Source organism: Curtobacterium sp. Leaf183, from assembly GCF_001424385.1.
Lineage (GTDB): Bacteria > Actinomycetota > Actinomycetes > Actinomycetales > Microbacteriaceae > Curtobacterium.
In genome coordinates, this window is sequence record NZ_LMPO01000001.1 from 655,617 (window position 1) to 678,307 (window position 22,691).

Below are 22,691 nucleotides of genomic sequence, written 5' to 3' on the forward strand. Positions count from 1 at the left end.
CTCCGACCGTCGTGGAGACGCACGAGCGCAGACGCCCGCGCCCCCGCGACGAAGCACCCTCACCCCTAGACTCGGCAGATGCTCGAGAGCCGTCGCCTTCCCCTGTGGGCGGGTCGCACGGCCGCGCTGCTGGGCATCGTGCTCGTGGCGTTCACCCTTCGCCAAGCGGTCGCTGCGGTCTCACCGATCATCGGTGACATCCGGACCGACTTCCCCGTCTCGAACCTCGACGTCGGCCTGCTCGGCACGCTGCCGCCGCTGCTCTTCGCGGCCTCGGGGTTCACGGCCCCACGCGTCGCACGGCGTCTCGGACTCGACGGCGGGATCGTCCTCGCACTGGTCCTGATCACCGTCGGCCATCTCGTCCGCGCGGTCGCACCGGGAGTCGCGATGCTGCTCGTCGGCAGCGTCGTGGCGTTCGCCGGGACCGGTGTCGGCAACGTGTTGCTGCCGTCCGTCGTCCGTCGCTACTTCCCCGACCGGGTCGCCCTGCTGACCGCGGTGTACGCGTGCATCGTGGGTGTCAGCACCGCGGTGCCGGCTGCCCTGGCCGCGCCGATCGCGCAGTATGCCGGGTGGCGGACCTCGCTCGCCGTCTGGGCAGTCACCTCAGCAGCAGCGCTCGTCCCCTGGCTCGTCGTCCTCGCACAGCAGCGCCGACTTCGCCGCGAGGACGCCGGTCTCGCCAGCCCGGCACCCACCGAGGTCGTCACCCGCCTGTGGCGTTCACGCGCCGCGCTGTCGATCACCGCGCTCTTCTCCTCGAGCGCGATCTGCACCTACGCGGCCTTCGCCTGGCTGCCGGAGATCCTGCAGGACGTTGCCGGCTCGACGCCGACCGAAGCGGGCGTGCTCCTCGCCGTCACCGGGGTGATCAGTGTCCCCGGCGCGCTGATCGCTCCCCTGCTCGTGCCCCAGCTCCGCAACGTCGGCTGGCTGATCGCCGCCGGAGTCCTGAGCTTCGCACTCGGGTACCTCGGCCTGCTGCTCGCACCAGTGCCGCTCACCCTGCTCTGGGTGCTCCTGATCGGCTGCGGCTCGATCCTGTTCCCCGTCTGCCTGGTGCTCATCAACGTCCGCACCCGGACACACGGCGGAACCGTCGCCTTGAGCGGCTTCGCCCAGGGCACCGCGTACGCACTCGGCGCCCTCGGCCCGCTGCTGGTCGGGCTGCTCCACGACGCCAGTGGTGGCTGGACGCTGCCGCTGCTCTTCCTTCTCGCCGTCACGCTCGCGGCAGCGATCCCGGCGGTCACCCTCGGCCGCCCAACGTTCGTCGAGGACGAGCTCAGCCGGTAACGGACGCTGCTCCATCTGGTCGGACTGGAGGCTCGGTGCCAGCTGGCACCGAGCCTCCAGTCCGGAACAGGGTCGCGGAAACGCGGCGGCGGCGCCGCCACTCCTCAGATGTCGGCGATGAGCCGGAGCGTGTAGCCGTCGGGGACCGTCTGGTGTTCGACTTAGTGCATGAACACTGGCGCTGCCTGGTCGGCGGTGAAGAGCTCTGACGGGTGCCGCGGCTCGTGCGCAGCCTGCACGTCGATGGTCTCCGTGAGCGGTTCCGCGAGGTCGTGGTCACGTCCGACGATGGAGAAGCGGTACTCGCCGTCGTCCTCACGGCGGCGGAGTTCGACGCTCATCTTCTCCGCGATTCCGCCGGCCTGGAGGTAGGAGCCGCCGTACTGCTCCTCAGCCTGTTCGGGGTTGAACATCCAGTAGCTGGGCACTCCACCGGTGCGTCCGTCGGCTAGATTGTCGGAAGCAGTGGCTAGCGTTCGACGAGTGGTCTGCGGCAGGCGCAGCATCGAACGCAGAGGGACGACGTGAGCACCGCGAAGATCCATCCCGAGGACTCGGCTAGGCTGCGGAAGGCGCGCGGGGCGTTCTTCACCCCGCCCGAGCTCGTCGACTACATCGCACGCTGGGCAATCCGAGACAAGTCCGACTCGGTGTTCGAGCCGTCCGCTGGCGATGCGGAATTCCTCGTCGGAGCTGTCGAACAGCTGGTCAAGCTGGGCGCCGCCACTCCAGAGGTGCATGGGGTCGAGATCCATGCCCACAGCGCAGAAGTGGGGCGTGGGCGCGTGCGCTCCGCCGGCGGAGCGCCGCGTATCGAGACGAGAGATTTCTTCGCAGTCGACCCCGAACCGATCCACTCGGCGGTGATCGGAAATCCTCCCTACGTCCGCTATCAGGATTGGTCGGGCGCCGCGCGGACGCAGTCGCGCGCTGCAGCGTTACGCGCTGGCGTCGCCCTGACCGGCCTTGCCTCCAGCTGGGCCGCGTTTGCGATCCAATCGACGTTGTTCCTTGCGCCCGGCGGCCGTCTCGGCCTCGTCCTCCCCGCCGAGCTGCTTTCCGTGAACTACGCCGCGCCCGTGCGCCGCTACCTATTCGACAGGTTCCGATCGGTTGAGCTCGTGCTGTTCGATCAGCAAGTGTTTCCCGAAGCCGAAGCTGACGTGGTTCTGCTACTTGCTGACGGATTCAACGAAGGTCCCGCTGGCCATGCGACGATCCGGCGGGCGCCAGATGCGGCTTCGCTTTCCGAGATGCTTCCGGCTCGCACCTGGACGCCGACGGATCCGTCTGAGAAGTGGACGGGCGCTGGGCTCATTTCCCCGCAGGCGCTGAAGCCTCTCGCCGACCTCACGGCGGCCGGATTGTTCGGTGTGCTCGAAGAGTGGGGCGATACGACGCTCGGCGCTGTCACCGGCAACAACAACTTCTTCGCACTCTCGCCCGAACGTGTGAAGGAGCTAAATCTATCCCGGGGCGATCTGCTGCGGCTGTCGCCACCGGGGAGCTCACATCTGCGCGGCCTCGTACTTTCGTCGGATATGCTTACCCGCCTGGGACAGCGGGGGCGCGAGACATATCTATTTCGGCCGCAGATTCCTCTGTCTCCGGAAGCGGCCGAGTACGTCGCCGCGGGCCACAAGGCAGGTGTGGACCAGGCGTACAAGTGCCGTGTTCGCAAGGTATGGCACCAGGTTCCGATCGTTCCACCGGCGGATTTACTGCTGACGTGCATGAACGCCGACACACCGAGACTGACAACGAACCTCGCGGGAGCCCACCACCTCAATTCCGTGCATGGTGTATACCTCGCTGAGCATCTGCGGGAGCTAGGCCGGGATCTGCTCCCGTTGGCGTCGCTCAACTCGATTACGCTGCTGAGCGCTGAGCGCGTCGGGCGGACCTACGGCGGCGGAATCTTGAAACTAGAGCCGCGCGAGGCGGACCGCTGGGCGATGCCAACTCCGACACTCGTGCACGCACGTGCAGCTGCACTCGCGGCCGTGCGACACACGGTGGCACACAAGCTGCAGGCGGGGCGTCTTCACGACGCCGTGCAACTCGTCGACGTCGCGCTGTTCGCCGGTGCTGCGTCGCTGCGACAAGAGAACCTCGACGCAGTGCGCGGAGCTCACAGGGAATTGACGCAACGGAGGACGAGGAGGTCGAAGCGTGGCTGAGCCGAGCACCAAGGACAAAGCCTGGATTATGTTCGACCGGATTCTCGCGGACGCCGCCCCTGACGGCGATCACACGAGCCCTTGGCACCTCGTCAACGAGAATCGAGAATACGGTGCCGACCTCGTCACCCTCGAACGACTACTCGGCGTGCCACTCGCGCTCAAGGCGACAGTGACCTCCGGCGTGCCCGCGCTTGCGCTCGACGTGTGGCTTTCCTACGAGCTGCGTCGCGCAGGCTTCGCCCCGGACGCGACGTGGCCTCGCGGGACCCACCCGCGCATCATCCCGAGGCCCGTGCTCAACCTGCTGGAGTCGCTGCCGAGAAGAGATCGTGCTGCCATTCAGGAGCGTCTCGAGAGAAAATCCTCAATTAAGGGCGTAACACAGGCCAGCGCTTCCATCCTCGGCAAGAACTACCTCAAGCAGGTCGATGTCATCATGACCGACTGGGCCACGGGCCCAGAGGTGCTCATCTCAACGAAGCGCATGGACTCGTCTTACGGCAAGAACGCGCCGAACCGCATCGAGGAGAGCTACGGAGACGCGAAGAACCTGCGTCAACGCCATCCGCTAGCCGCGCTTGGGTTTGTAATGGGTCTGCGCTCCGACATTCTCATCAAGGACCCCCTGACATTCGACTGGCTCGTAGACCTCGTCGGCAAGCTCGGCCAGGAGGACGACGCATACCACGCGACGTGCCTGCTGCTCATTGAGTACGGCGCCGAGATCGTGGTCGACGAGAACGACGTGGAAGCGCCCGCGGAGCTGATCACAACCCCTGGCGCTGACCCTGGCGAGGACGACGCGGTGGACGAGCTCGAGTCGATTCCCGAAGATGAGATCGCGGCTCGGCTCGCAACGCTCCCAACCGTGCGTGTCCTGACCGGCGGCGAAGTGCCGTCGCCCCTCGATCCCAGCAGCTTCCTAGCGACAATCGTGAACCGCACGCTCGACGGCACGCCTATCACGATGCATCGCCAGGCACGCGCGCGGCGCAAGAATCCCGTTCAGCCGACACAATAGAGCGAAACGCTGTCCAACGGCACGCCGAATGCTCAGGTGGTCCGCGACCACTGGGCAAGGGATGCCGCAGGTTTACGGGCTAATCAGGACGCGAGAGCCTCCCGCAGATCAGCTTCGAAGACTTTTACCAGGTCGGGATGCCGTTCCACCCAAAGTTCCGCCAGCGCCCCAAGGACCCGCTGACGACCGTACGCCTCCCCGAGGTCATTCACCCAGTCATGTTTGTCCTTCCCGCCCTCCTCCAGCTTCCAGCGAAGCTCACGAGCATCGACGTTCAGAGCCGCAGCGAGGACGTCGGGAGCGTCGCCAAGGTCCCTGAACAGCTCGTCCGGGTCGCGAGTAGAGGGGAGGAACACTACAGGCCACCATCCGGCTTTAGAAGGCTTGATCTCGGATCGCTTATCACCGTCAAAGAAGAATGAGAACTGCAACGGCGACCCGGGAAGCTTCGGTATCTTCCTGCGCAGTACGTCCATGTAACCCGATCCCTTGCCCCACACTACAAGTGCCGAGCGTGCTGCACGTCGGTCTAACGCCTCCAGGAGAGCTCGGACCAAATAGAGCGCAGACTCGTCTTCAACGTAAGCAACTTGCCGTATAGGTGGGTCCGCTAAAAGATCATCTGCCGCGGTCGCTATCTCGCGCACATGCGTCGCCTCAGAACCACCGCTCCCGCCCATTTCCAGGCGCACAAATGCACCGTTTTTCGCGGCATCTTCGATAACGGGCTGTGCATGTGAGGTGATGACGAGACGCCAGCGACGCTCCGCGCACAACGCAATCAACCTCCGCAATAGCGATTCCGCTGCCACAGGCGGAAGATACGCGTCTGGCTCATCAAGCAGCAGCACCTCGATATCGCTTCGACTTTCGCGCCACTGCTCTAGATACCAGAAAAGCAGATGCACACCAAGTTCACCAAGCCCCATGTCATTGGAGGCATACCGAACACCCCTGAACTTCATACGGAAGTACGGGAATACCTCGTCAGACAACCATTCCATATGAGGATCATCGACGGCGAGACCGGTGTCAATATCGAGGCCAAACCATTCGACATCGTCATAGTCGCGTCCGACAATCCTGCTTACGTCTGCTAGTCGAGCGTCAGCGAGTTCAACCGGGTCGTATTCGTCAAGCATCTCTTCGAGCGGATCATCCCGGCGCGAGGCTTGCAGCACGTACTGGGTCAGGTAGTGTAGATCGATATACATTGCACGAGGACCGAGCGCCGAAGCAAGTTCACGCAGCATCCGAGACTTGCCTGATCCGTTTCGACCGCCAAGCACAACGCAACGGTCCGTTAGCGCGATCGGTAGGTCCTTGGATCCGACGAGGTCTGGCCAATTTTTTTGCGCGTTGAGAGCCACCCATGCCTTCCCCTCCTCAGCACGCCTCACGAAGTTTCTCCCATAATCAGTTCCGCACCCCACGGCTCGGTCTTGAGATACTCGGCCATGAGATACGCGGCAGAATCACCCGGCTGGTTGCCAATGCCACGTAGGAGCCGCTCGCTTCCGAGACGCGGCGGGGTACCGAAAACACGCTCGCTGAAAAGTTGAATAGCCAGGTCGCGTATCTGCACCGAGGAGACGTCGGTTACGCGGTACGAGGCGCGATCGTCGTACTGTCGGGTGATGTCAAGCAACATCGGATCTGCCTCGACCGGAAAGCCTTCGCTTGGCCTGGAGGAACGGCGGGTTGCTTCAAACGCGAGGAGAAGCCTCTGTGGCAACGGTGCCAACGCGCGCGCCCAGTAACAATAGACGAGCCACGTCTGCAACGTGCCCTTGTTGAACTTGACCTTTCCCCCAGGCACGGCGTCAAGGAGGTCGAGCAGCGCGCGACCGGCGTCCGCCACGGCCCGGAGCGTCTCTTCGCGAAACGCCGTACTTCTGTAGAACTCTTCGACCGTGTTGTTATTAACATGCTCGCGGATCGTGTTCTTCTCCACGACAACGCATGTCCTGGCAATGATGTCATCGTAAGCGAGACGACCATTGCTGAATCCGATTCGATCGGACGCGAGAAGCCCTATCTCGACCAGGTCTCGTACTAAGTCTCGAATCTGACGCTGAGCGTCGCCATACAGCGCGTTGCGCTTTTCCGCTGGCGTGAGGTTGTACGACTGGTTAAGCCGGAAGAAGAGTTCGTTCGGCTCCGCCGGACGATATTCGGTGAGCTTGACAACCGTAACCGGGAACCGGTTGATACGGCGACGCACCTCGATGGGAAGCTCCGAGTAGCGCAGCCCATTCAGCTCGCGGATCCGGTCGTTGGATGGTTCAAGTGATCCATCGACTTTGATCTTGTCGTCGAAGAAATCGCGGATCGCTACGAGCCGCTGTTGCCCGTCCAGGACCAGCTCGAGATCGTCCCGCACGACAATGTGGACGGCGGGAACATACCACTCACGCAGGATAGTATCGATCAGCCTCTGCCGCCGAACGCGGTCCCACACTTCACCGCGCTGAAAATCGGGCTGGAGGTCCCACTCTTCGTCCTGGATCCGCCGCACAATCACAGCGAGATCGACCTGGGTCTGCTCAACCTTCATGAAGCTCCTCGCTCTGCCCCGCACATCGACCGACGTGTCTCCTGAGCACACTATCTATCTACTCGCCCGGTTACACATTCCGATCTTTCGGCGTGCCGCTCGGCCTCCGCCGCAACGGGCAGCGCGCTCTCCCACGCGAGGCCGCTTGCGTGCTGTCCCGCCCCGAGTCCGATGCCAGGCTTTCAAACCGTAGGAGCCTGCGAGCCATGGAAGCACGAAGGGAATACCCGGGGCGCTTCGCGAACGAGCGGTTCGACACGCGGCGCATACGCACCGCGACCCGAACAGCAGAGCCGGCGCCCTGCACCGGATCGGTGAGTAGCTAGGAGTCAATCCCGAGACGCTGCGGACCGGTGTCTCGCATCGCCGGGCCTCGTCCAGTCGGCCATGGGCGCTCTCCGGCCGCGAGCTCGGTCAGCTGGCGGATCGAGGTACGCCCCGCCGGCTGAAGCCCGCGGGGTGTTCCCATAGGTTAAACCAGACTCAGAAGTGTCAGTCCTCGTCCTATGTGTTCTCGGCCTTGCCGATGACGTACGACCACCCAGACCCCGAGAAGAAGTCGTGGTTTTCGTCCGCGTTAGGCGACAGCGCCGACAGGATCGCCGGTTCACGTCCGTGACGTTCTTCGAGATCATCGGCTCGTACCCCCGGTTACTGAGGCCTTGTTGGCGTTGTGGTGCAGGAACCTCTTGACGTCCTCGGTCACCCCGACCTGGTCATGAAGGAGGCGACCCGTCATTTTGTTGCGTTGGTCAGGTGCGTGGCTCTCGAACCAGCCCGGAGGCGCGGATGTAGTCGGAGATGATTGTCGCGCTAATGTTGCGGTCACGAACAAGCTCCGGAAATCCCCGTGGTCGGGTCGATTTCGGTTTTGCCCTCTCGATTTGGCTCACAGGGAGAACCCAGGCGAGCTGCACCGCCTTCCTATGGCTAAAGCGGTCCTGAGGAGGTGACGCCTCCGAGTAGGCGGCGGCAAGACGCTAGACCCCATGAGCGATTCACATCGGGTTGGCCCCCTGCCGACACGCGGTTGTCGAGAGCGCCGAAGACGCGAACGGTCGTCAACCGCGTAGGCCAGACGAGGTCACGGCGGATAGTCGTGGGGCGTTGGCGGGCACGCGACAGTTCAAATGTCCGAAGGCCGTCTTACCCCCGCACCTCGAAGACGCGCCGTTCTAGCTATCCGACCCCCACACTGGGGCTCTCCGTCAGCTACGCTACCCGCATGTGGGGAAAACTTCTGCGCCTATCTATCGGCACTTTAGCCGGATGCGTCGTTGCAGCAATCGCGGTCAACGCATTGCTGTATCTACCAAATTGGCTGGTTGATCTCAGCGCCGTCGGCCCGACAACTGCATATGAGCGCCTTCAGGCAATTTCTGCACAGAGACAGATCGTGCTCTGGATATTCGGCGGTATTATCGCGATTATCACCCTCAGCTATACGCATATACGCCACTCGCTGGACCGCGACTCGAACCGAACCGACAGATACTCCTCCGCCATTGATCAGCTCGGGTCGGAAAAACTGATGGTTCGCATCGGCGGGATTTTTGCACTAGAGCGGATCGCCATCGATTCAGCCAGGGAGCGAGGCCCCGTGATGAACGTTCTGAGCGCTTTCGTCACAAATGATCGCCCCCGAATCTTCGACACCGGTACCCCACCCGCCTACCCCATCCCCCTCGACGTCGTGGCAGCTCTTCAAGTTATCGGCCGACTGCCTCGGAGCAAGCCGGACGTACCTCCTAATCTGAATTCGGCGGACCTCAGCGGTGCTGACCTGCACGGCGCAAATCTTCGGAACGCCGTGCTGTCGTCGGCGGACATGATGTCCGCGAACTTGACCGGAGCGAATCTTCGGGACGCCGACCTGGGCCCGGCCGATTCACGGCTCGTCGGCGCTTCGCTATACGGAGCCACTCTGGATCGAGCTGACTTATCGAAGGCGAACCTCACCGACGCAGAATTCACAGACGCGAGCGTAAGGAAAACTAGGTTCCACCAAGCGACACTGACGCGAACGCGACTCGACAACATTCGACCGGAACAAGGGACGCAGGAAGGTCCGATCGGGCTAGAGAACTGAACAACAGATAGAAAGAAAGTAGTATCAAACTTTGAGACATGCGCTTCAACTCCGGCGGAGGTCGAAGAGGCCGAGGATTTCTGGCAAGAGCGTGATACTCCACTTGACGGGAGCATCTGAGACCAAATCGCGCCCGACCTCAAGGAAATAAGTCCCCCGATGACCGTGCCTACCGCGAGCCGCCATGCCCCAAGCACGACAAATGCAGCAGTAAGGGCGACGATGAGGGTCATGAGTACGGCACGGGCAGTTCTGCGCCGGGAGCTTGTGTTCCGCTATCCGTCGCACCATCTCTACACCATCGATCGCAACGGGCCGGGCACGTCCAGCGTCTGCTTTCGCCAGCTCTCCCGAAAAGACCTTGGGGATCTTGCTGATCGTTCTTGTGAATACTTCTATGAGACGCTCCGCCCACAGCAACGCTGACTCTGGCCTTGGTGAACCGAAGTCGTCTGCGACCCTCGCTTGCACCTGGTCAGAGAGACGTTTGAGGGCATCGCCGTACCACGAGGCGCTTAAGGACGCCTCCTCATGACCGGTTCGCGTGAAGCCCAAATAACGCCCATTGAGCGCGTCAACCTTGTCAGGATGCCCGCCGTAACCCCGTTATCAAGAGATTGCAACAAACGACGGGCCGTCACGCGGGCGCCAGGCCACACGCCGTTTACCTCTTCTGGAAGGGCGACCGTCGACGCTGGCCCGCCCACCAACGTCTCAATACAGGTGGAGATGAAAGTTCGTCCTCGTCCGCGACGCGCTCCGAACTCAGCAACGTGTAGGCCGCGCCGAACATCTCCAGGCCACGTTCGCTGGCGACGCCCTTCAATTCCCCAACCGACACGATGCTCCTCACTTTAGGGCCATTCTGATGGCAGGTTGGCTTTTGCTGCAGAGGCCGCGCGTCGGAAAAGCCTGCTCGTAGCGTGTTATTCTGATGCAAGAGGCAATTCCGCACCTTTGCGAACGCCACAGACGATAAACGCCCCGCTGGCCGAAGCCAGCGGGGCGTTCCCGTGCGTCAGACCAGGATCAGAAGTCCCAGTCCTCGTCCTCAGTGCTCTCCGCCTTGCCGATGACGTACGACGACCCAGACCCCGAGAAGAAGTCGTGGTTCTCGTCCGCGTTGGGCGACAGCGCCGACAGGATCGCCGGGTTCACGTCCGTCGTCTCCTTCGGGAACATCGGCTCATAGCCCAGGTTCATCAGCGCCTTGTTGGCGTTGTAGTGCAGGAACTTCTTGACGTCCTCGGTCAGCCCGACCTGGTCGTAGAGGTCCTGCGTGTACTGGATCTCGTTCTCGTACAGCTCGAACAGCAGGCTGAACGTGTAGTCCTTGATCTCCTGCTTGCGCTCCTCCGATGCGCCCTCGAGTCCCTTCTGGAACTTGTACCCGATGTAGTACCCGTGGACGGCTTCGTCGCGGATGATCAGGCGGATCAGGTCAGCGGTGTTGGTGAGCTTCGCGCGCGAAGACCAGTACATCGGCAGGTAGAAGCCGGAGTAGAACAGGAACGACTCGAGCAGCGTCGACGCGACCTTGCGCTTCAGGGGGTCGTCGCCGGTGTAGTAGTCGAGGACGATCTGCGCCTTCTTCTGCAGGTTCACGTTCTCGGTGGACCAGCGGAAGGCGTCGTCGATCTCCGGGGTTGACGCCAGGGTCGAGAAGATCGACGAGTAGCTCTTGGCGTGCACCGACTCCATGAACGCGATGTTCGTGTAGACGGACTCCTCGTGCGGGGTGATCGCGTCGGGGATCAGGCTGATCGCGCCGACGGTGCCCTGGATGGTGTCCAGGAGCGTCAGGCCGGTGAACACGCGCATCGTGAGCTGCTGCTCTTCCGGCGTGAGGGTGTTCCACGACTGCACGTCGTTCGACAGCGGCACCTTCTCGGGCAGCCAGAAGTTGTTGACGAGGCGGTTCCAGACCTCGACGTCCTTCTCGTCCTGGATGCGGTTCCAGTTGATCGCGCTGACCGAACGGATCAGCGGGACGGCTTTGCCGGTGGCGTGGACCGGGTCGGTGAGAGTCATTGCGTTCTTCCGGAAGTGGTGGATCGGAACAAGTACGGAACTGGAGGCGCGGAGCGGGGCCGCCCCGCGCCTCCAGTCAGGAGATCGCGACAGCGATCACAGCATGCAGCTGACGCAGCCTTCGACCTCGGTGCCCTCGAGGGCGAGCTGGCGCAGACGGATGTAGTAGATCGTCTTGATGCCCTTGCGCCATGCGTAGATCTGCGCCTTGTTGATGTCACGCGTGGTGGCGGTGTCCTTGAAGAACAGCGTCAGGGACAGGCCCTGGTCCACGTGCTGCGTTGCCGCGGCGTACGTGTCGATGATCTTCTCGGCACCGATCTCGTACGCGTCCTGGTAGTAGTCCAGGTTGTCGTTCGTCATGAACGGCGCCGGGTAGTAGACGCGGCCGAGCTTGCCTTCCTTGCGGATCTCGATCTTCGACGCGATCGGGTGGATCGACGACGTTGAGTGGTTGATGTACGAGATCGAACCGGTCGGCGGGACGGCCTGCAGGTTCTGGTTGTAGATGCCGTGCTGCTGGATGGACGCCTTCAGCGCCTTCCAGTCGTCCTGCGTCGGGATCGTGATGTTCGCGTTGTCGAACAGTGATGCCACGCGCTGGGTCGCCGGCGTCCAGGCCTGGTCGGTGTACTTGTCGAAGAACTCACCCGACGCGTACTTCGAGTCGCGGAAGCCGTCGAAGGTCTCCCCGGTCTCGATCGCGATGTTGTTCGAGGCACGCAGGGCGTGGAACAGCACCGTGTAGAAGTAGATGTTCGTGAAGTCGATGCCCTCTTCGGAGCCGTAGTACACGCGCTCACGAGCCAGGTAGCCGTGCAGGTTCATCTGGCCGAGGCCGATGGCGTGCGACTTGTCGTTGCCGTCTTCGACGGAGCGGACCGACGAGATGTGCGACATCTGCGAGACCGAGGTCAGGCCGCGGATGGCGGTCTCGATGGTCTTGCCGAAGTCCGGCGAGTCCATCGTCAGCGCGATGTTCAGCGATCCGAGGTTGCAGGAGATGTCCTTGCCGATCTCCTTGTAGGACAGGTCCTCGTTGAAGGTCGTCGGGGTGTTGACCTGCAGGATCTCCGAGCACAGGTTCGACATGTTGATCCGGCCCTTGATCGGGTTGGCCTTGTTCACCGTGTCCTCGAACACGATGTACGGGTAGCCCGACTCGAACTGGATCTCCGCGATGGTCTGGAAGAACTCGCGCGCCTTGATCTTCGTCTTCTTGATGCGCGAGTCGTCGACCATCGCGCGGTAGTTCTCGGAGATCGGGACGTCACCGAAGGGGACGCCGTAGACCTTCTCGACGTCGTACGGCGAGAACAGGTACATGTCCTCGTTGTTCTTCGCGAGCTCGAACGTGATGTCCGGCACGACGACACCCAGGGAGAGCGTCTTGATGCGGATCTTCTCGTCGGCGTTCTCGCGCTTGGTGTCGAGGAACTTCATGATGTCCGGGTGGTGGGCGCTGAGGTAGACCGCGCCGGCACCCTGACGCGCACCGAGCTGGTTCGCGTAGGAGAAGGAGTCTTCCAGCAGCTTCATCACGGGGATGATGCCCGAGGACTGGTTCTCGATCTGCTTGATCGGGGCGCCGGCCTCGCGGATGTTGGAGAGCAGCAGGGCCACGCCGCCGCCGCGCTTCGAGAGCTGCAGCGAGGAGTTGATCCCGCGGGAGATCGACTCCATGTTGTCTTCGATGCGCAGCAGGAAGCAGGAGACGAGCTCGCCGCGCTGGGCCTTCGCGGTGTTGAGGAACGTCGGGGTGGCAGGCTGGAAGCGGCCGGCGACGATCTCCTCGACGAGGTCGATCGCGAGCTGTTCGTTGCCCTGGGCCAGGCCGAGCGCTGTCATGACGACGCGGTCCTCGAAGCGCTCCAGGTACCGCTTGCCGTCGAACGTCTTGAGCGTGTAGCTCGTGTAGTACTTGAACGCACCGAGGAACGTCTGGAACCGGAACTTCTTCGAGTACGCCAGGTCGTTGAGCTGCTGGATGAACTCGAGCGAGTACTGGTCGATCGTCGCCTGCTCGTAGTACTCGTTCTCGACCAGGTAGTCCAGCCGCTCCTTCAGGTTGTGGAAGAAGACGGTGTTCTGGTTGACGTGCTGCAGGAAGAACTGCTTGGCAGCTTCGCGGTCCTTGTCGAACTGGATGTTGCCGTTCGCGTCGTAGAGGTTGAGCATCGCGTTGAGGGAGTGGTAGTCCATCCCCGTCGTCGGCGACGTCAGATCGACGTCTGCAACTGCTGCGTCCAAAATGCATCCAATCCTGAGTTGACCGCGGACACGTCGTCCGGCGTGCCGAAGAGTTCGAAGCGGTAGAGCACGGGCACGTGGCACTTGCGAGCGACCACGTCGCCCGCCAGCCCGTAGGCCTCACCGAAGTTCGTGTTCCCCCCGACGACGACGCCCCGGATCAGTGACCGGTTGTGTTCGTCGTTGAGGAACTTGATGACCTGCTTGGGGACCGCTCCCTCGCCGTTGCCGCCACCGTAGGTGGGGAGGACGAGGACGTACGGTTCGTCCACGTGCAGGAACGGTTCGCTCGGGTAGAGCGGGATCCGGTCCGCGTCGCGGCCGAGCTTCTCGATGAAGCGTGCGGTGTACCCGGACACGCTCGAGAAGTAGACGAGTCGGCTCATGCTGCGCTCCCCGTGGAGAAGGTGCGGACTGACGGACCGGAGGGTGTCCGGGGGTGGTGGGTCGAGCCTCCTGATCGAGTTCGGTCCACCACCCGCCCGACGGGTGACGCGTTACGCCAGTTCGGCGCTGAGCGTGGCGATCTTGTCGGGGCGGAAGCCCGACCAGTGGTCGTCGTCGGTGACGACGACGGGGGCCTGCAGGTAGCCGAGGCTCTTGACGTGCTCGAGCGCGGCTTCGTCCGTGGAGACGTCGTGCACCTCGTACTCGATGCCCTTGTTGTCGAGGGCCCGGTACGTCGCGGTGCACTGGACGCAGGACGGCTTGGTGTAGACGGTGACGGCCATGTTTACCCCTGGTTCTTGCTGGTGTGTTGCGTGGTCTGGAGGTGGTGCTGAGGTCTGTGCGCAGCCGCATCTGAGAAGAGCCGCTGCGATGACTTCACACTACATCTAGTGGCCTGCCGCGTGAACGACCACAAGAGGAAGTGTTACACCCCTGTAGTTCTCCACAACGCTCTGCACAGCCTGTGGATTCCCGAGTGCCCCGGTTTTCCGCCAGTCTGACGGGCACCTCCGACACTTCCCCACAGCGGTGGACAGCCCGATTCCACACGTGTGGAATCCAGACGTCGGCGTGTCGCGAACCGCCCCTCCCCCGGACGAGTGACACACCCCCGCACCCCCGCCCGTCCGGTCCGTACACTCCTCTTGTGAGTACGTACGGGCCCCTGCTGAAGACCCCCGGGGTGGGTCGTGTGATCGCTGCCCAGCTCACCGCGCGGTTCCCGTTCGGCATGCTCTCGCTGGCGTACCTGCTGCACGTCGAGCACATCTTCGGCTCGTACGGCTCCGCCGGCCTGGTGCTCGCGACCACCAGCGTCGGCCAGGCCATCGCCGGCCCGCTCACCAGCCGCTGGATGGGCAGCTGGGGCATGCGACCCGTGCTCATCCTGACCAGCCTGGTCGCGCTCGCGAGCATGGGCGTCATCGCCTTCGTGCTGATGCCGCTGTGGGCCTACGTCGTCATCGGGTTCATCGGCGGGCTCGCCGTCCCGCCAGTCCAGCCGGCCGTCCGCACCATCTACCCGAAGATGGTCACCTCGTCGCAGCTCACACCCCTGTTCTCGCTCGACGCCAGCGCGCAGGAGCTGATCTGGGTCGCCGGACCGGTCATCACCACGTTCGTCGCGACGCAGATCGGCACCGTCGAGGCGATCGTGGTCGCGATGGTCTTCCTGGTGATCGGCGGGATCTGGTTCATCGCCTCCCCCGAACTCGGCCGCGTCCGCATCCCCCGTTCCAAGCGCGCATTCGGTGTCGTGCTCCGGCGTCCGTCCGTCGTCGTCGCCACGCTGACCGGGCTGCTGCTGATCGGGGCGTGCGCCGCGGTCGAAGCAGGCGTGATCAGCGCGTTCGGCGAGGGCAGCCCGAATGCCGGCATCGTCCTGGCGATCTTCGCGATCGGCTCGCTCGTCGGCGGGCTGGCGTTCGGCCACCGCCCCATCGCGCCGAACTCCCTCTGGGCGCGCATGCTCATCGTGTTCATCGGCCTCGGGCTCGCCACGTTCGGCACCGGGTTCTGGTGGCTCGCGTTCGCGCTGCTCATCGCCGGCGGCGGCATCGCACCGGCGCTGACGGTCATGTTCGGATCGGTGTCCGCGACGGTGAAGTTCTCCGACACCGCCGAGGCCTACGGCTGGATGGGCACCGGCCAGCTCATCGGCGCCGCGGGTGGTTCGGCGGTCGCGGGGTTCCTCATCGACCTGCACGGTGCGACGGGCGGACTGGTCGTCGGTGCGGCGGCCGCGTTCGTGGGCGTGCTGCTGTCGCTGGTCGCGAAGCGGTGGCTCCCCGACCTGCGCGGGCGCGACGCCAGCCCCATCCCCGACACCGAGCCGGTGGTCCTGCCCACCTGAGCGCGGCCCCTTCCCCACAGGGGGTCGAATCGCGCATCGGCAGTCGGAACTCCCGACCACCAACGCACGAATCGACAACCCACGCACGATTCGACCGCCCCTGACCTGCAGGACCGGACGGGAGGCCCCACTCGCCCCCGCCGCGACCGGCAGGATGGACGCATGGTCACCTCCATCCCCCTCCGCGACGGTCGGAGCATCCCCGCCGTCGGCTTCGGCGTGTACAAGGTCGACGATGCCGGGGCCGAGACCGCAGTCGGCACCGCCCTCGCCGCCGGGTACCGGCACGTGGACACCGCCGAGATGTACGGCAACGAGCGCGGCGTCGGGGCAGCGGTCCGCGCCTCCGGTCTTGATCGCGACGACGTGTTCGTGACGACGAAGGTGTGGAACGACCACCAGGGGCGCGATGCGACACTGCGGGCGTTCGACGCCAGTCTCCAGCGCCTGGGGGTCGATGCCGTCGACCTCTACCTGATCCACTGGCCGGCAGCCGCGAACGACCGCTACGTCGAGACCTGGCGCACCCTGGTCGAACTCCACGAGTCCGGCCGAGCGCGCAGCATCGGGGTCTCGAACTTCCAGGTCCCGCACCTCGAGCGCCTCATCGACGAGACCGGCCAGGTCCCCGCGCTGAACCAGGTCGAGCGCCACCCGTGGCTCCCGCAGCGCGAGCTGCTCGAGTTCCACGCCCGGCACGGCATCGTGACCGGGGCCTGGTCGCCGCTCGGTCGCGGGCGGCTGGTCGACGAGCCCGTCCTCACCCGCATCGCCGAGCGCCACGGGGTCAGCGTCGCCCAGGTGCTGGTGCGGTGGAACGTGCAACAGGGGGTCGTGGTGCTGCCGAAGTCGGTGACCCCGTCGCGCATCCGGTCGAACCTCGACGTCGACGGCTTCGCGCTGACGCAGGAGGACCTCGACGCGATCGCGACGCTCGAGTCCGGGCAGCGGACAGGCTCCCACCCGGACTCGGTGGCGTAGCGGTCAGCCCTGGCGGTCCTCCTCGGACTGCCACGGCAGGTGCAAGTCACCCGGCTCGGGCTCGACGTCGCCCGCGTCGTCGGCTCCGCCGGTGCCCGGCGCCGCCACGATGCGGGACGGGTCGATGCCGTCCTCACGCAGGTCGTCGTCGTCACGCTGCAGGGTCTGCGAGGCCTCGGTCTCCCGCTCGCTGGACGGGCTGTACGAGGTGTCCGCGGCTCGCTGCTCGTCGCGTGATGCCGCATCGACGTCGTCGCCGTGCGCGGCGTTCTGCAGCGCCTCGGATCGTGCTCGGTCGTCGGACGCTTCGGGACCGCTGATGTCGCTGCTCATGGTGTTCCTCTCGTTGCCCACGACGCTAGGCGTGCGACGCCGCCCCGCTCCCAGCGCCGCTGTGCCCCGTTCCCAGTTCTGGGGCGGGCAGCCGTCCGTCGCGGCGCTCGACCGCGCGTCCTGAGAACGGTTCGGTCACGACGCTTGTCGCCCCTTCCAGGACGCAACTACCATCGTGCTCGGATCGAGGGGGAGAACATGGATCGACGACCGTTCCTGGTCGCAGCCGCAGGTGGGGTGGCCCTGGCGGTGGCACTGACCGGGTGCAGCGTGCTGCGCGGTGGCGATGACCCCGTGCCCCGTCCGAGCCGCGCGGCCCAGACCAGCGCTCCCGGTCCGACCGCCGACCCGACGGTGCAGGCCGTGTCGATGGACCCGCCGTCGATCGCCGTGGGCACAGTGCTCACCGAGACCGACGTCACCTCGCCGTCCGGTCGCACGTCCATCCACGTGTTCGTGGTCGTCGCCGACGATGGCTCCTTCCGCACCGAGCTCTCCGGGTACCGCTCGACCGAGGCCCAGGCGATGACGCTCGAGTTCCGCCGCACGGTGCCGAAGCCGACGGACGGCCCGGGGCACGACTACGGCCAGGTGCAGTGGCAGGCGGATGCGCAGCCGCCGGCGTCGTCGCCGCTCGACGACGTCGGGGCTCGCCCGGACTTCCTCGAGAGCGTCGTCCTCATCCCCACGGTCACGACCGACGCGAACGGCACGGTCGACGCGCCCGAGTGGGCAGGCCACGTCCTGGCGGTCGCGCCCCTCACCTGGCTCGTCCCGAACCCCTACCCCGACCTCACGGTCACCAGGGGTGCGGCACGGCCCGGTGCCTACGGGGTCGTGACCACCACGGACAGCCGCAAGGCCGACTACTTCGTCTCCCACGGCGACGACCAGGTCACGGTCGCCAAGCGCTTCGGCATCACCGTGCCCGAGCTCCGCTGGATGAACCCGGACATGCAGGTCGCCTCGAACGGATGGCTGACCGAGAACGACCACCTGAACCTGGACCCCTCGGCCCGCTGACCCGGACCTGGCGGACCACGGCGGTCCGCTACCGTTGTCGGGCACCCGCCACACCCCAGGAGGTCCCCGTGACGATCGTCGCAGCAGCAGACGGCTCAGCCCTCGGCAACCCCGGCCCGGCCGGGTGGGCCTGGTACGTCGACGACGACCGCTGGGCGGCGGGCGGGTGGCCCCGCGGCACGAACAACCAGGGCGAGCTCACCGCGGTGCTCCAGCTGCTGCACGCGACCGAGCACACCGGCGAACCGCTGCACATCCTCTGCGACAGCCAGTACGCCATCAAGGCCTGCACCGAGTGGCTCGCGGGCTGGAAGCGCAAGGGCTGGCGCAAGGCGGACGGCAAGCCCGTGCTCAACGTCGAGATCATCAAGGAGCTCGACGAGGCCCTGCAGGGCCGCAAGGTCACCTTCGAGTGGGTCCGCGGCCACATGGGCCACGAGATGAACGAGGCCGCCGACGTCCGCGCCCGCGGTGCCGCGACGGCCTACCAGAACCGCACCGACGTCCCGACCGGCCCGGGGTGGCCGGGGGTCGAGGTCACCGAGCCCGCCGCCCTGCCCGAGCCGACCCCGCCCGCCACGCTCTTCTGAGACGGCGTTCCGGAATCGCCGTGACGAATCCGGTTCGTCAGCCCCGGGCTTCGCCCACCGGATTCGTCAACGGCTGAAACGCAATCCGGTGCACCCTCCCCCTGGTGACGCAGTGACGGGCCCGAGCGCCGGAGTCAGTCGACGTCGACCTCGGCCCACCCGTCGAACCGCCCGATCTCGGTGACGGTCACGACGGCCTCGCCGACCTCGTCGGACGCGTCGAGGTCGATCGTCGCCGAGAACCCGAAGTCCTTGTCGCCAGCCGGGTCGGCGAAGATCTGCCGCGCCCGCCACGTGCGGCCCTGCTCCGACAGCACCAGGTACTGCATCGACCGCGCTTCGGCGTCGATGCCGATGGTGTCGTGCTCGTCGTAGTACTCCTCGAGCACGGCGTCCCACTCGTCCTGCCCGAAGCCCGCGGCCCCGTCGAGTGACGCGAGCGTCTCGACGTCGTCGCGGGCGGCCAGCAGCACCCGCTGAAACAGCGCGTTCCGCACGAGCACCCGGAAGGCCCGGACGTTGCCGGTGAGTCGCGCGGGCTGCGGCGGGGCGATCTCCTCGTGTTCCGCCGAGGCGAGCGCCACGTCGCCGTTGACCAGGGCCTCCCACTCGTCGACCAGGGACGAGTCGACCTGGCGGACCAGCTCGCCGAGCCACTCGATCAGGTCGTCGAGCTCCGGCGTGCGCTGGTCTTCCGCGATCGTCTGCCGCATCGTGCGGTACGCGTCGGACAGGTAGCGGAGCACGAGCCCCTCGGAGCGGGTGAGCTGGTAGAACCGCACGAAGTCGCCGAAGGTCATCGCCCGCTCGTACATGTCACGGACGACGGCCTTGGGCGACAGCGTGAAGTCGAGCACCCACGGCTGCTCGGCGGCGTAGGCCTCGTAGGCGGCGGTCAGCAGTTCGTCGAGCGGCTTCGGCCAGGTGACCTCCTCGAGCAGCTCCATGCGCTCCTCGTACTCGATGCCCTCCTGCTTCATCCGCGCGACCGCCTCGCCGCGCTCCTTGAACTGCTGCTGCGACAGGATCGCCCGCGGGTCGTCGAGTGTCGCCTCGACGATCGAGACCATGTCCAGCGGGTACGTCGGGGACTCCGGGTCGAGCAGTTCGAACGCGGCGAGCGCGAACGGCGACAGCGGCTGGTTCAGCGCGAAGTTCTGCTGCAGGTCGACCGCCAGCCGGTACGACACCGGAGGCCCCGGGACGCGTTCGACGACCTGCGCGGTGATGAGCGTGCGGGCGATGGTCAACGCGCGCCGGGCCATCGCGAGCTGTCGGGAGCGCGGCTCGTGGTTGTCGAACACGAGCGACCGGACGGCGCCGAAGGTGTCCCCTCCGCGTGCGATGACGGACAGCACCATCGCGTGCGTGATCCTCATGCGCGAGACCATCGGCTCCGGTTCGGCACCGATGAGCCGCTCGAACGAGGCCTGCCCCCACGAGACGAACCCGTCGGGGGCCTTCTTGCGCTTGATCTTGTTCTTCTTCTTCGGGTCGTCCCCGGCCTTGGCGACGGCGCGGGCGTTCTCGATGTCGTGCTCGGGGGCCTCGGCGATCACGTCACCCTCGGTGTCGTAGCCCGCGCGCCCGGCACGGCCGGCGATCTGGTGGAACTCACGGGCGGACAGCTGCCGCATCTTCGTGCCGTCGAACTTCGTCAGCCCGGTCAGCAGCACCGAGCGGATCGGGACGTTGATGCCGACGCCCAGGGTGTCCGTGCCGCAGATGACCGGCAGCAGTCCGCGCTGCGCCAGCTGTTCGACGAGTCGCCGGTACTTCGGCAGCATGCCCGCGTGGTGCACGCCGATGCCGGAGCGGATCAGGCGGGACAGGGTCTGCCCGAACCCGGAGCTGAAGCGGAAGCCCGCGATGGCCTCGGCGATCTCGTCCCGGCGCTCGCGCGAGGCCACCTTCGCCGACATCAGGGCCTGCGCACGTTCGAGTGCCGCGGCCTGGGCGAAGTGCACGATGTAGATCGGCGCCTTGCCCTCGTCCAGCAGCCGTTCGACGGTCTCCTGCACGGGCGTCGTCACGTACTCGTACTCGAGCGGCACGGGACGCGAGACCCCGGTCACGCGCGCCGTCGGTCGACCCGTGCGCCGAGACAGGTCGTCGGCGATCGTGGTGACGTCACCGAGCGTGGCGGACATCAGCAGGAACTGCGCACGCTCGAGCACCAGCAGCGGCACCTGCCACGCCCAGCCACGGTCGGCGTCGCCGTAGAAGTGGAACTCGTCCATGACGACCACGTCGACCTCGGCGTCCGGACCCTCGCGCAGCGCCAGGTTGGCCAGGATCTCGGCGGTGCAGCAGATGATCGGTGCGTCCCCGTTGACGCTCGAGTCACCGGTGACCATGCCGACGTTCTGCGCGCCGAACAGGTCGACGAGCTGGAAGAACTTCTCGGACACGAGCGCCTTGATCGGCGCGGTGTACCAGCTGCGCTTGCCCTCGGCCATCGCCGCGAAGTGCGCGCCGGCCGCCACGAGCGACTTGCCCGTGCCGGTCGGGGTGCTGAGCACGACGTTGGCCCCCGAGACCAGCTCGATGACCGCCTCGTCCTGCGCCGGGTACAGCGGCCGCCCGCCGGACTCCGCCCAGTCGGCGAACGCCTGGTACACGGCGTCCGGGTCGACGACACCGCCGGGCGCCGCCGGCATGGCGGCGACGAGTGGTGGCTGGGTGGTGACGTCGGTCATGCGACCATCCTCCCAGCAGGACGGGAGGCTCGTGGCGGGCCCCGCCACGACCCTCCCGTCCGCACCGTTGCGGACTGGAGGCGCTGCTCGATACGCGCGCATAGACTCGCGTCGTGCGCGAACTCGGCTTCCTCTCCTTCGTCCCGAACCACGGCGGGCCCGCTGGTGCCGCCGCCGCCCTCGAGGACGGCCTGCGGCTGTTCGAGACGGCAGAACGCCTGGGCTACGGCACCGGCTGGGTGCGCGGACGGCACTTCGAGCCGTTCCTGACCAGCCCGATGACCTTCTTCGCCGCCGCAGCGCAGCGCACCAGCACGATCGGCTTCGGCACCGCGGTCCTCGGCATGCGCTACGAGGACCCCGTCCGCCTGGCCGAGGACGCCAGCACGGTCGACCTGCTCAGCGGCGGCCGCGTGCAGCTCGGCATCAGCACGGGCATCGCCGGGTACGGCCCGATCCTCGACCCCGTGTTCGGCAGCGTCGAGCGGAGCTTCCGCGACGAGGCCGAGGCCCGTGCCGCCCGCCTGCTCGAGGTGCTCGACGGTGAGCCCCTCGGAACCTCGGGCAAGGGGTACGAGAGCATCCCGGCCGGTGCCGACCTGACGCTGCAGCCCCTCAGCCCCGACCTGCGCGGCCGGGTGTGGTGGGGCGGCGGCAGCATGGGCACCGCGGTGCGCACGGCCGAGAAGGGGCTGCTGCTGCACTGCTCGACCCTGAACACCGAGGACACCGGCGAGCCCTTCGCGGTGGCCCAGGCCGCACAGGTCGAGGCCTACCGCGAGCGCTTCGCCGCGCTGCAGGCCGCGGGCGAGCACGTCGGCCGGACGCCGAAGGTCGCGGTCGGCCGCATCGTGGTCCCCCTGCTCGACGAGCACGACCGACAGGTGCACGAGGAGTTCCTGACCGGGTACGCCTCGGGCATGGACGACGAGGGGCGGCCGCTGTCGGGGAACCCGCCGTTCCGGTTCAGCAAGGTCGTCGCGGGCGAACCGGCGGCGATCGTGGACGCGCTGCGGGCCGACCCCGCCGTCAGCGCGACGGACGAACTCGTGATCACCCTGCCGGCGAACGGGGACGCGGCCTCGCACGAGCGGATCCTGACCGTCATCGCCGAGGAGATCGCCCCGCACGTGCGCGACTGACGGCGCGATGGGGCATCCGGCGGAGGCCGACTCGGGATGGTGAGGTCCGGTGGCCTCACGCCGGATGACCATCTCGTCCCTGATCCGTCCGAGATGGTGCACTCATCGTTCCACTCTTCGCGTCGTTTGTCACCGCACAATCGACTGCTACTCAGCAAATCGGGATCATCGGACGCGGAACAACGATGCGC

Annotated in this window: 18 protein-coding genes and 1 pseudogene; 9 read left to right on the forward strand and 10 right to left on the reverse strand. The window is 65.8% G+C overall.

Annotated features, from left to right (window positions below; all coding sequences use genetic code 11):
* Positions 1-78 precede the first annotated feature (78 nt).
* Positions 79-1,299: an MFS transporter gene (locus tag ASG04_RS03065; protein ID WP_056119968.1), complete on the forward strand. Its 1,221-nt coding sequence runs from the start codon at positions 79-81 to the stop codon at positions 1,297-1,299.
* Between the two features lie 161 nt (positions 1,300-1,460).
* Here ASG04_RS03065 and ASG04_RS03070 read toward each other — a convergent pair whose 3' ends face one another.
* The gene (locus tag ASG04_RS03070) at positions 1,461-1,727 is read right to left on the reverse strand and encodes a hypothetical protein (protein ID WP_156463492.1); all 267 of its coding nucleotides are present in this window, start codon (positions 1,725-1,727) and stop codon (positions 1,461-1,463) included.
* Between the two features lie 96 nt (positions 1,728-1,823).
* Between ASG04_RS03070 and ASG04_RS03075 the strand changes: the two genes are divergently transcribed.
* Both ASG04_RS03075 and ASG04_RS03080 read left to right on the forward strand, forming a co-directional pair.
* Positions 1,824-3,479, forward strand: coding sequence for an N-6 DNA methylase (locus ASG04_RS03075; protein WP_056119972.1), 1,656 nt, complete (start codon positions 1,824-1,826; stop codon positions 3,477-3,479).
* Positions 3,472-4,503, forward strand: coding sequence for a hypothetical protein (locus tag ASG04_RS03080; RefSeq protein WP_235515411.1), 1,032 nt, complete (start codon positions 3,472-3,474; stop codon positions 4,501-4,503). Before ASG04_RS03075 ends, ASG04_RS03080 begins: the two co-directional genes overlap by 8 nt.
* An 83-nt stretch (positions 4,504-4,586) precedes the next feature.
* Here the strand turns inward: ASG04_RS03080 and ASG04_RS17260 are convergent, their stop codons facing one another.
* From ASG04_RS17260 to ASG04_RS16965, 3 genes and pseudogenes are all read right to left on the reverse strand, one after another.
* Positions 4,587-5,756: an ATP-binding protein gene (locus tag ASG04_RS17260; protein ID WP_156463493.1), complete on the reverse strand. Its 1,170-nt coding sequence runs from the start codon at positions 5,754-5,756 to the stop codon at positions 4,587-4,589.
* A gap of 143 nt (positions 5,757-5,899) precedes the next feature.
* Complete coding sequence (locus ASG04_RS03090) at positions 5,900-7,060, reverse strand: DUF262 domain-containing protein (protein WP_056119978.1); 1,161 nt, start codon at positions 7,058-7,060, stop codon at positions 5,900-5,902.
* A gap of 504 nt (positions 7,061-7,564) precedes the next feature.
* Positions 7,565-7,784 (reverse strand): annotated as a pseudogene (locus tag ASG04_RS16965) (ribonucleotide-diphosphate reductase subunit beta); the annotation flags it as partial.
* 501 nt (positions 7,785-8,285) lie between these two features.
* On the opposite strand from ASG04_RS16965, the gene ASG04_RS16970 reads away from it, so the two are divergent.
* The gene (locus ASG04_RS16970; RefSeq protein ID WP_082517755.1) at positions 8,286-9,149 is read left to right on the forward strand and encodes a pentapeptide repeat-containing protein; all 864 of its coding nucleotides are present in this window, start codon (positions 8,286-8,288) and stop codon (positions 9,147-9,149) included.
* A gap of 1,029 nt (positions 9,150-10,178) precedes the next feature.
* Here the strand turns inward: ASG04_RS16970 and nrdF are convergent.
* The 4 genes from nrdF to nrdH all read right to left on the reverse strand — a co-directional run bounded on the left by nrdF (position 10,179) and on the right by nrdH (position 14,161).
* Entirely contained in the window at positions 10,179-11,180 is a 1,002-nt protein-coding gene (gene nrdF / locus ASG04_RS03095; protein ID WP_056119980.1) for a class 1b ribonucleoside-diphosphate reductase subunit beta, read from the reverse strand.
* 96 nt (positions 11,181-11,276) lie between these two features.
* Positions 11,277-13,382 carry a class 1b ribonucleoside-diphosphate reductase subunit alpha gene (gene nrdE, locus ASG04_RS03100; RefSeq protein WP_111107544.1) on the reverse strand — a complete coding sequence of 702 codons (2,106 nt, stop codon included), beginning with the start codon at positions 13,380-13,382 and terminating at the stop codon, positions 11,277-11,279.
* A 17-nt stretch (positions 13,383-13,399) separates the two neighbouring features.
* Positions 13,400-13,816 carry a class Ib ribonucleoside-diphosphate reductase assembly flavoprotein NrdI gene (nrdI, locus tag ASG04_RS03105; RefSeq protein WP_056119983.1) on the reverse strand — a complete coding sequence of 139 codons (417 nt, stop codon included), beginning with the start codon at positions 13,814-13,816 and terminating at the stop codon, positions 13,400-13,402.
* A 111-nt stretch (positions 13,817-13,927) separates the two neighbouring features.
* On the reverse strand, positions 13,928-14,161 hold the full coding sequence (nrdH, locus tag ASG04_RS03110; protein ID WP_056119985.1) for a glutaredoxin-like protein NrdH: 234 nt from the start codon (positions 14,159-14,161) through the stop codon (positions 13,928-13,930).
* 365 nt (positions 14,162-14,526) lie between these two features.
* On the opposite strand from nrdH, the gene ASG04_RS03115 reads away from it, so the two are divergent.
* The gene (locus ASG04_RS03115) at positions 14,527-15,732 is read left to right on the forward strand and encodes an MFS transporter (RefSeq protein ID WP_056119989.1); all 1,206 of its coding nucleotides are present in this window, start codon (positions 14,527-14,529) and stop codon (positions 15,730-15,732) included.
* Between the two features lie 162 nt (positions 15,733-15,894).
* A complete protein-coding gene (locus tag ASG04_RS03120) occupies positions 15,895-16,713 on the forward strand; it encodes an aldo/keto reductase (RefSeq protein WP_056119992.1) in 819 nt (272 codons plus the stop codon).
* Positions 16,714-16,716: 3 nt separating this feature from the next.
* Here ASG04_RS03120 and ASG04_RS03125 read toward each other — a convergent pair whose 3' ends face one another.
* A complete protein-coding gene (locus ASG04_RS03125; RefSeq protein WP_056119996.1) occupies positions 16,717-17,046 on the reverse strand; it encodes a hypothetical protein in 330 nt (109 codons plus the stop codon).
* A gap of 198 nt (positions 17,047-17,244) precedes the next feature.
* Here ASG04_RS03125 and ASG04_RS03130 point away from each other — a divergent pair, with 198 nt between their 5' ends.
* Entirely contained in the window at positions 17,245-18,069 is an 825-nt protein-coding gene (locus tag ASG04_RS03130) for a hypothetical protein (protein ID WP_156463494.1), read from the forward strand.
* Between the two features lie 68 nt (positions 18,070-18,137).
* A complete protein-coding gene (locus tag ASG04_RS03135; RefSeq protein ID WP_056120005.1) occupies positions 18,138-18,659 on the forward strand; it encodes a ribonuclease H family protein in 522 nt (173 codons plus the stop codon).
* Positions 18,660-18,793: 134 nt separating this feature from the next.
* On the opposite strand, the gene ASG04_RS03140 is transcribed toward ASG04_RS03135, so the two are convergent.
* On the reverse strand, positions 18,794-21,358 hold the full coding sequence (locus tag ASG04_RS03140) for a DEAD/DEAH box helicase (protein WP_056120008.1): 2,565 nt from the start codon (positions 21,356-21,358) through the stop codon (positions 18,794-18,796).
* A 113-nt stretch (positions 21,359-21,471) separates the two neighbouring features.
* On the opposite strand from ASG04_RS03140, the gene ASG04_RS03145 reads away from it, so the two are divergent.
* Complete coding sequence (locus ASG04_RS03145) at positions 21,472-22,500, forward strand: LLM class flavin-dependent oxidoreductase (protein ID WP_056120010.1); 1,029 nt, start codon at positions 21,472-21,474, stop codon at positions 22,498-22,500.
* The last annotated feature ends 191 nt before the right edge of the window (positions 22,501-22,691 follow it).

Coding starts and splice junctions, on each gene's coding strand:
- nrdI (WP_056119983.1), bottom strand. CDS start 13,816: ATGAGCCGACTCGTCTACTTCTCGAGCGTGTCCGGGTACACCGCACGC.
- ASG04_RS03120 (WP_056119992.1), top strand. CDS start 15,895: ATGGTCACCTCCATCCCCCTCCGCGACGGTCGGAGCATCCCCGCCGTC.
- ASG04_RS16970 (WP_082517755.1), top strand. CDS start 8,286: ATGTGGGGAAAACTTCTGCGCCTATCTATCGGCACTTTAGCCGGATGC.
- ASG04_RS03090 (WP_056119978.1), bottom strand. CDS start 7,060: ATGAAGGTTGAGCAGACCCAGGTCGATCTCGCTGTGATTGTGCGGCGG.
- ASG04_RS17260 (WP_156463493.1), bottom strand. CDS start 5,756: ATGCTGCGTGAACTTGCTTCGGCGCTCGGTCCTCGTGCAATGTATATC.
- nrdE (WP_111107544.1), bottom strand. CDS start 13,382: ATGGACTACCACTCCCTCAACGCGATGCTCAACCTCTACGACGCGAAC.
- nrdH (WP_056119985.1), bottom strand. CDS start 14,161: ATGGCCGTCACCGTCTACACCAAGCCGTCCTGCGTCCAGTGCACCGCG.
- ASG04_RS03130 (WP_156463494.1), top strand. CDS start 17,245: ATGGATCGACGACCGTTCCTGGTCGCAGCCGCAGGTGGGGTGGCCCTG.
- ASG04_RS03065 (WP_056119968.1), top strand. CDS start 79: ATGCTCGAGAGCCGTCGCCTTCCCCTGTGGGCGGGTCGCACGGCCGCG.
- ASG04_RS03140 (WP_056120008.1), bottom strand. CDS start 21,358: ATGACCGACGTCACCACCCAGCCACCACTCGTCGCCGCCATGCCGGCG.
- ASG04_RS03125 (WP_056119996.1), bottom strand. CDS start 17,046: ATGAGCAGCGACATCAGCGGTCCCGAAGCGTCCGACGACCGAGCACGA.
- nrdF (WP_056119980.1), bottom strand. CDS start 11,180: ATGACTCTCACCGACCCGGTCCACGCCACCGGCAAAGCCGTCCCGCTG.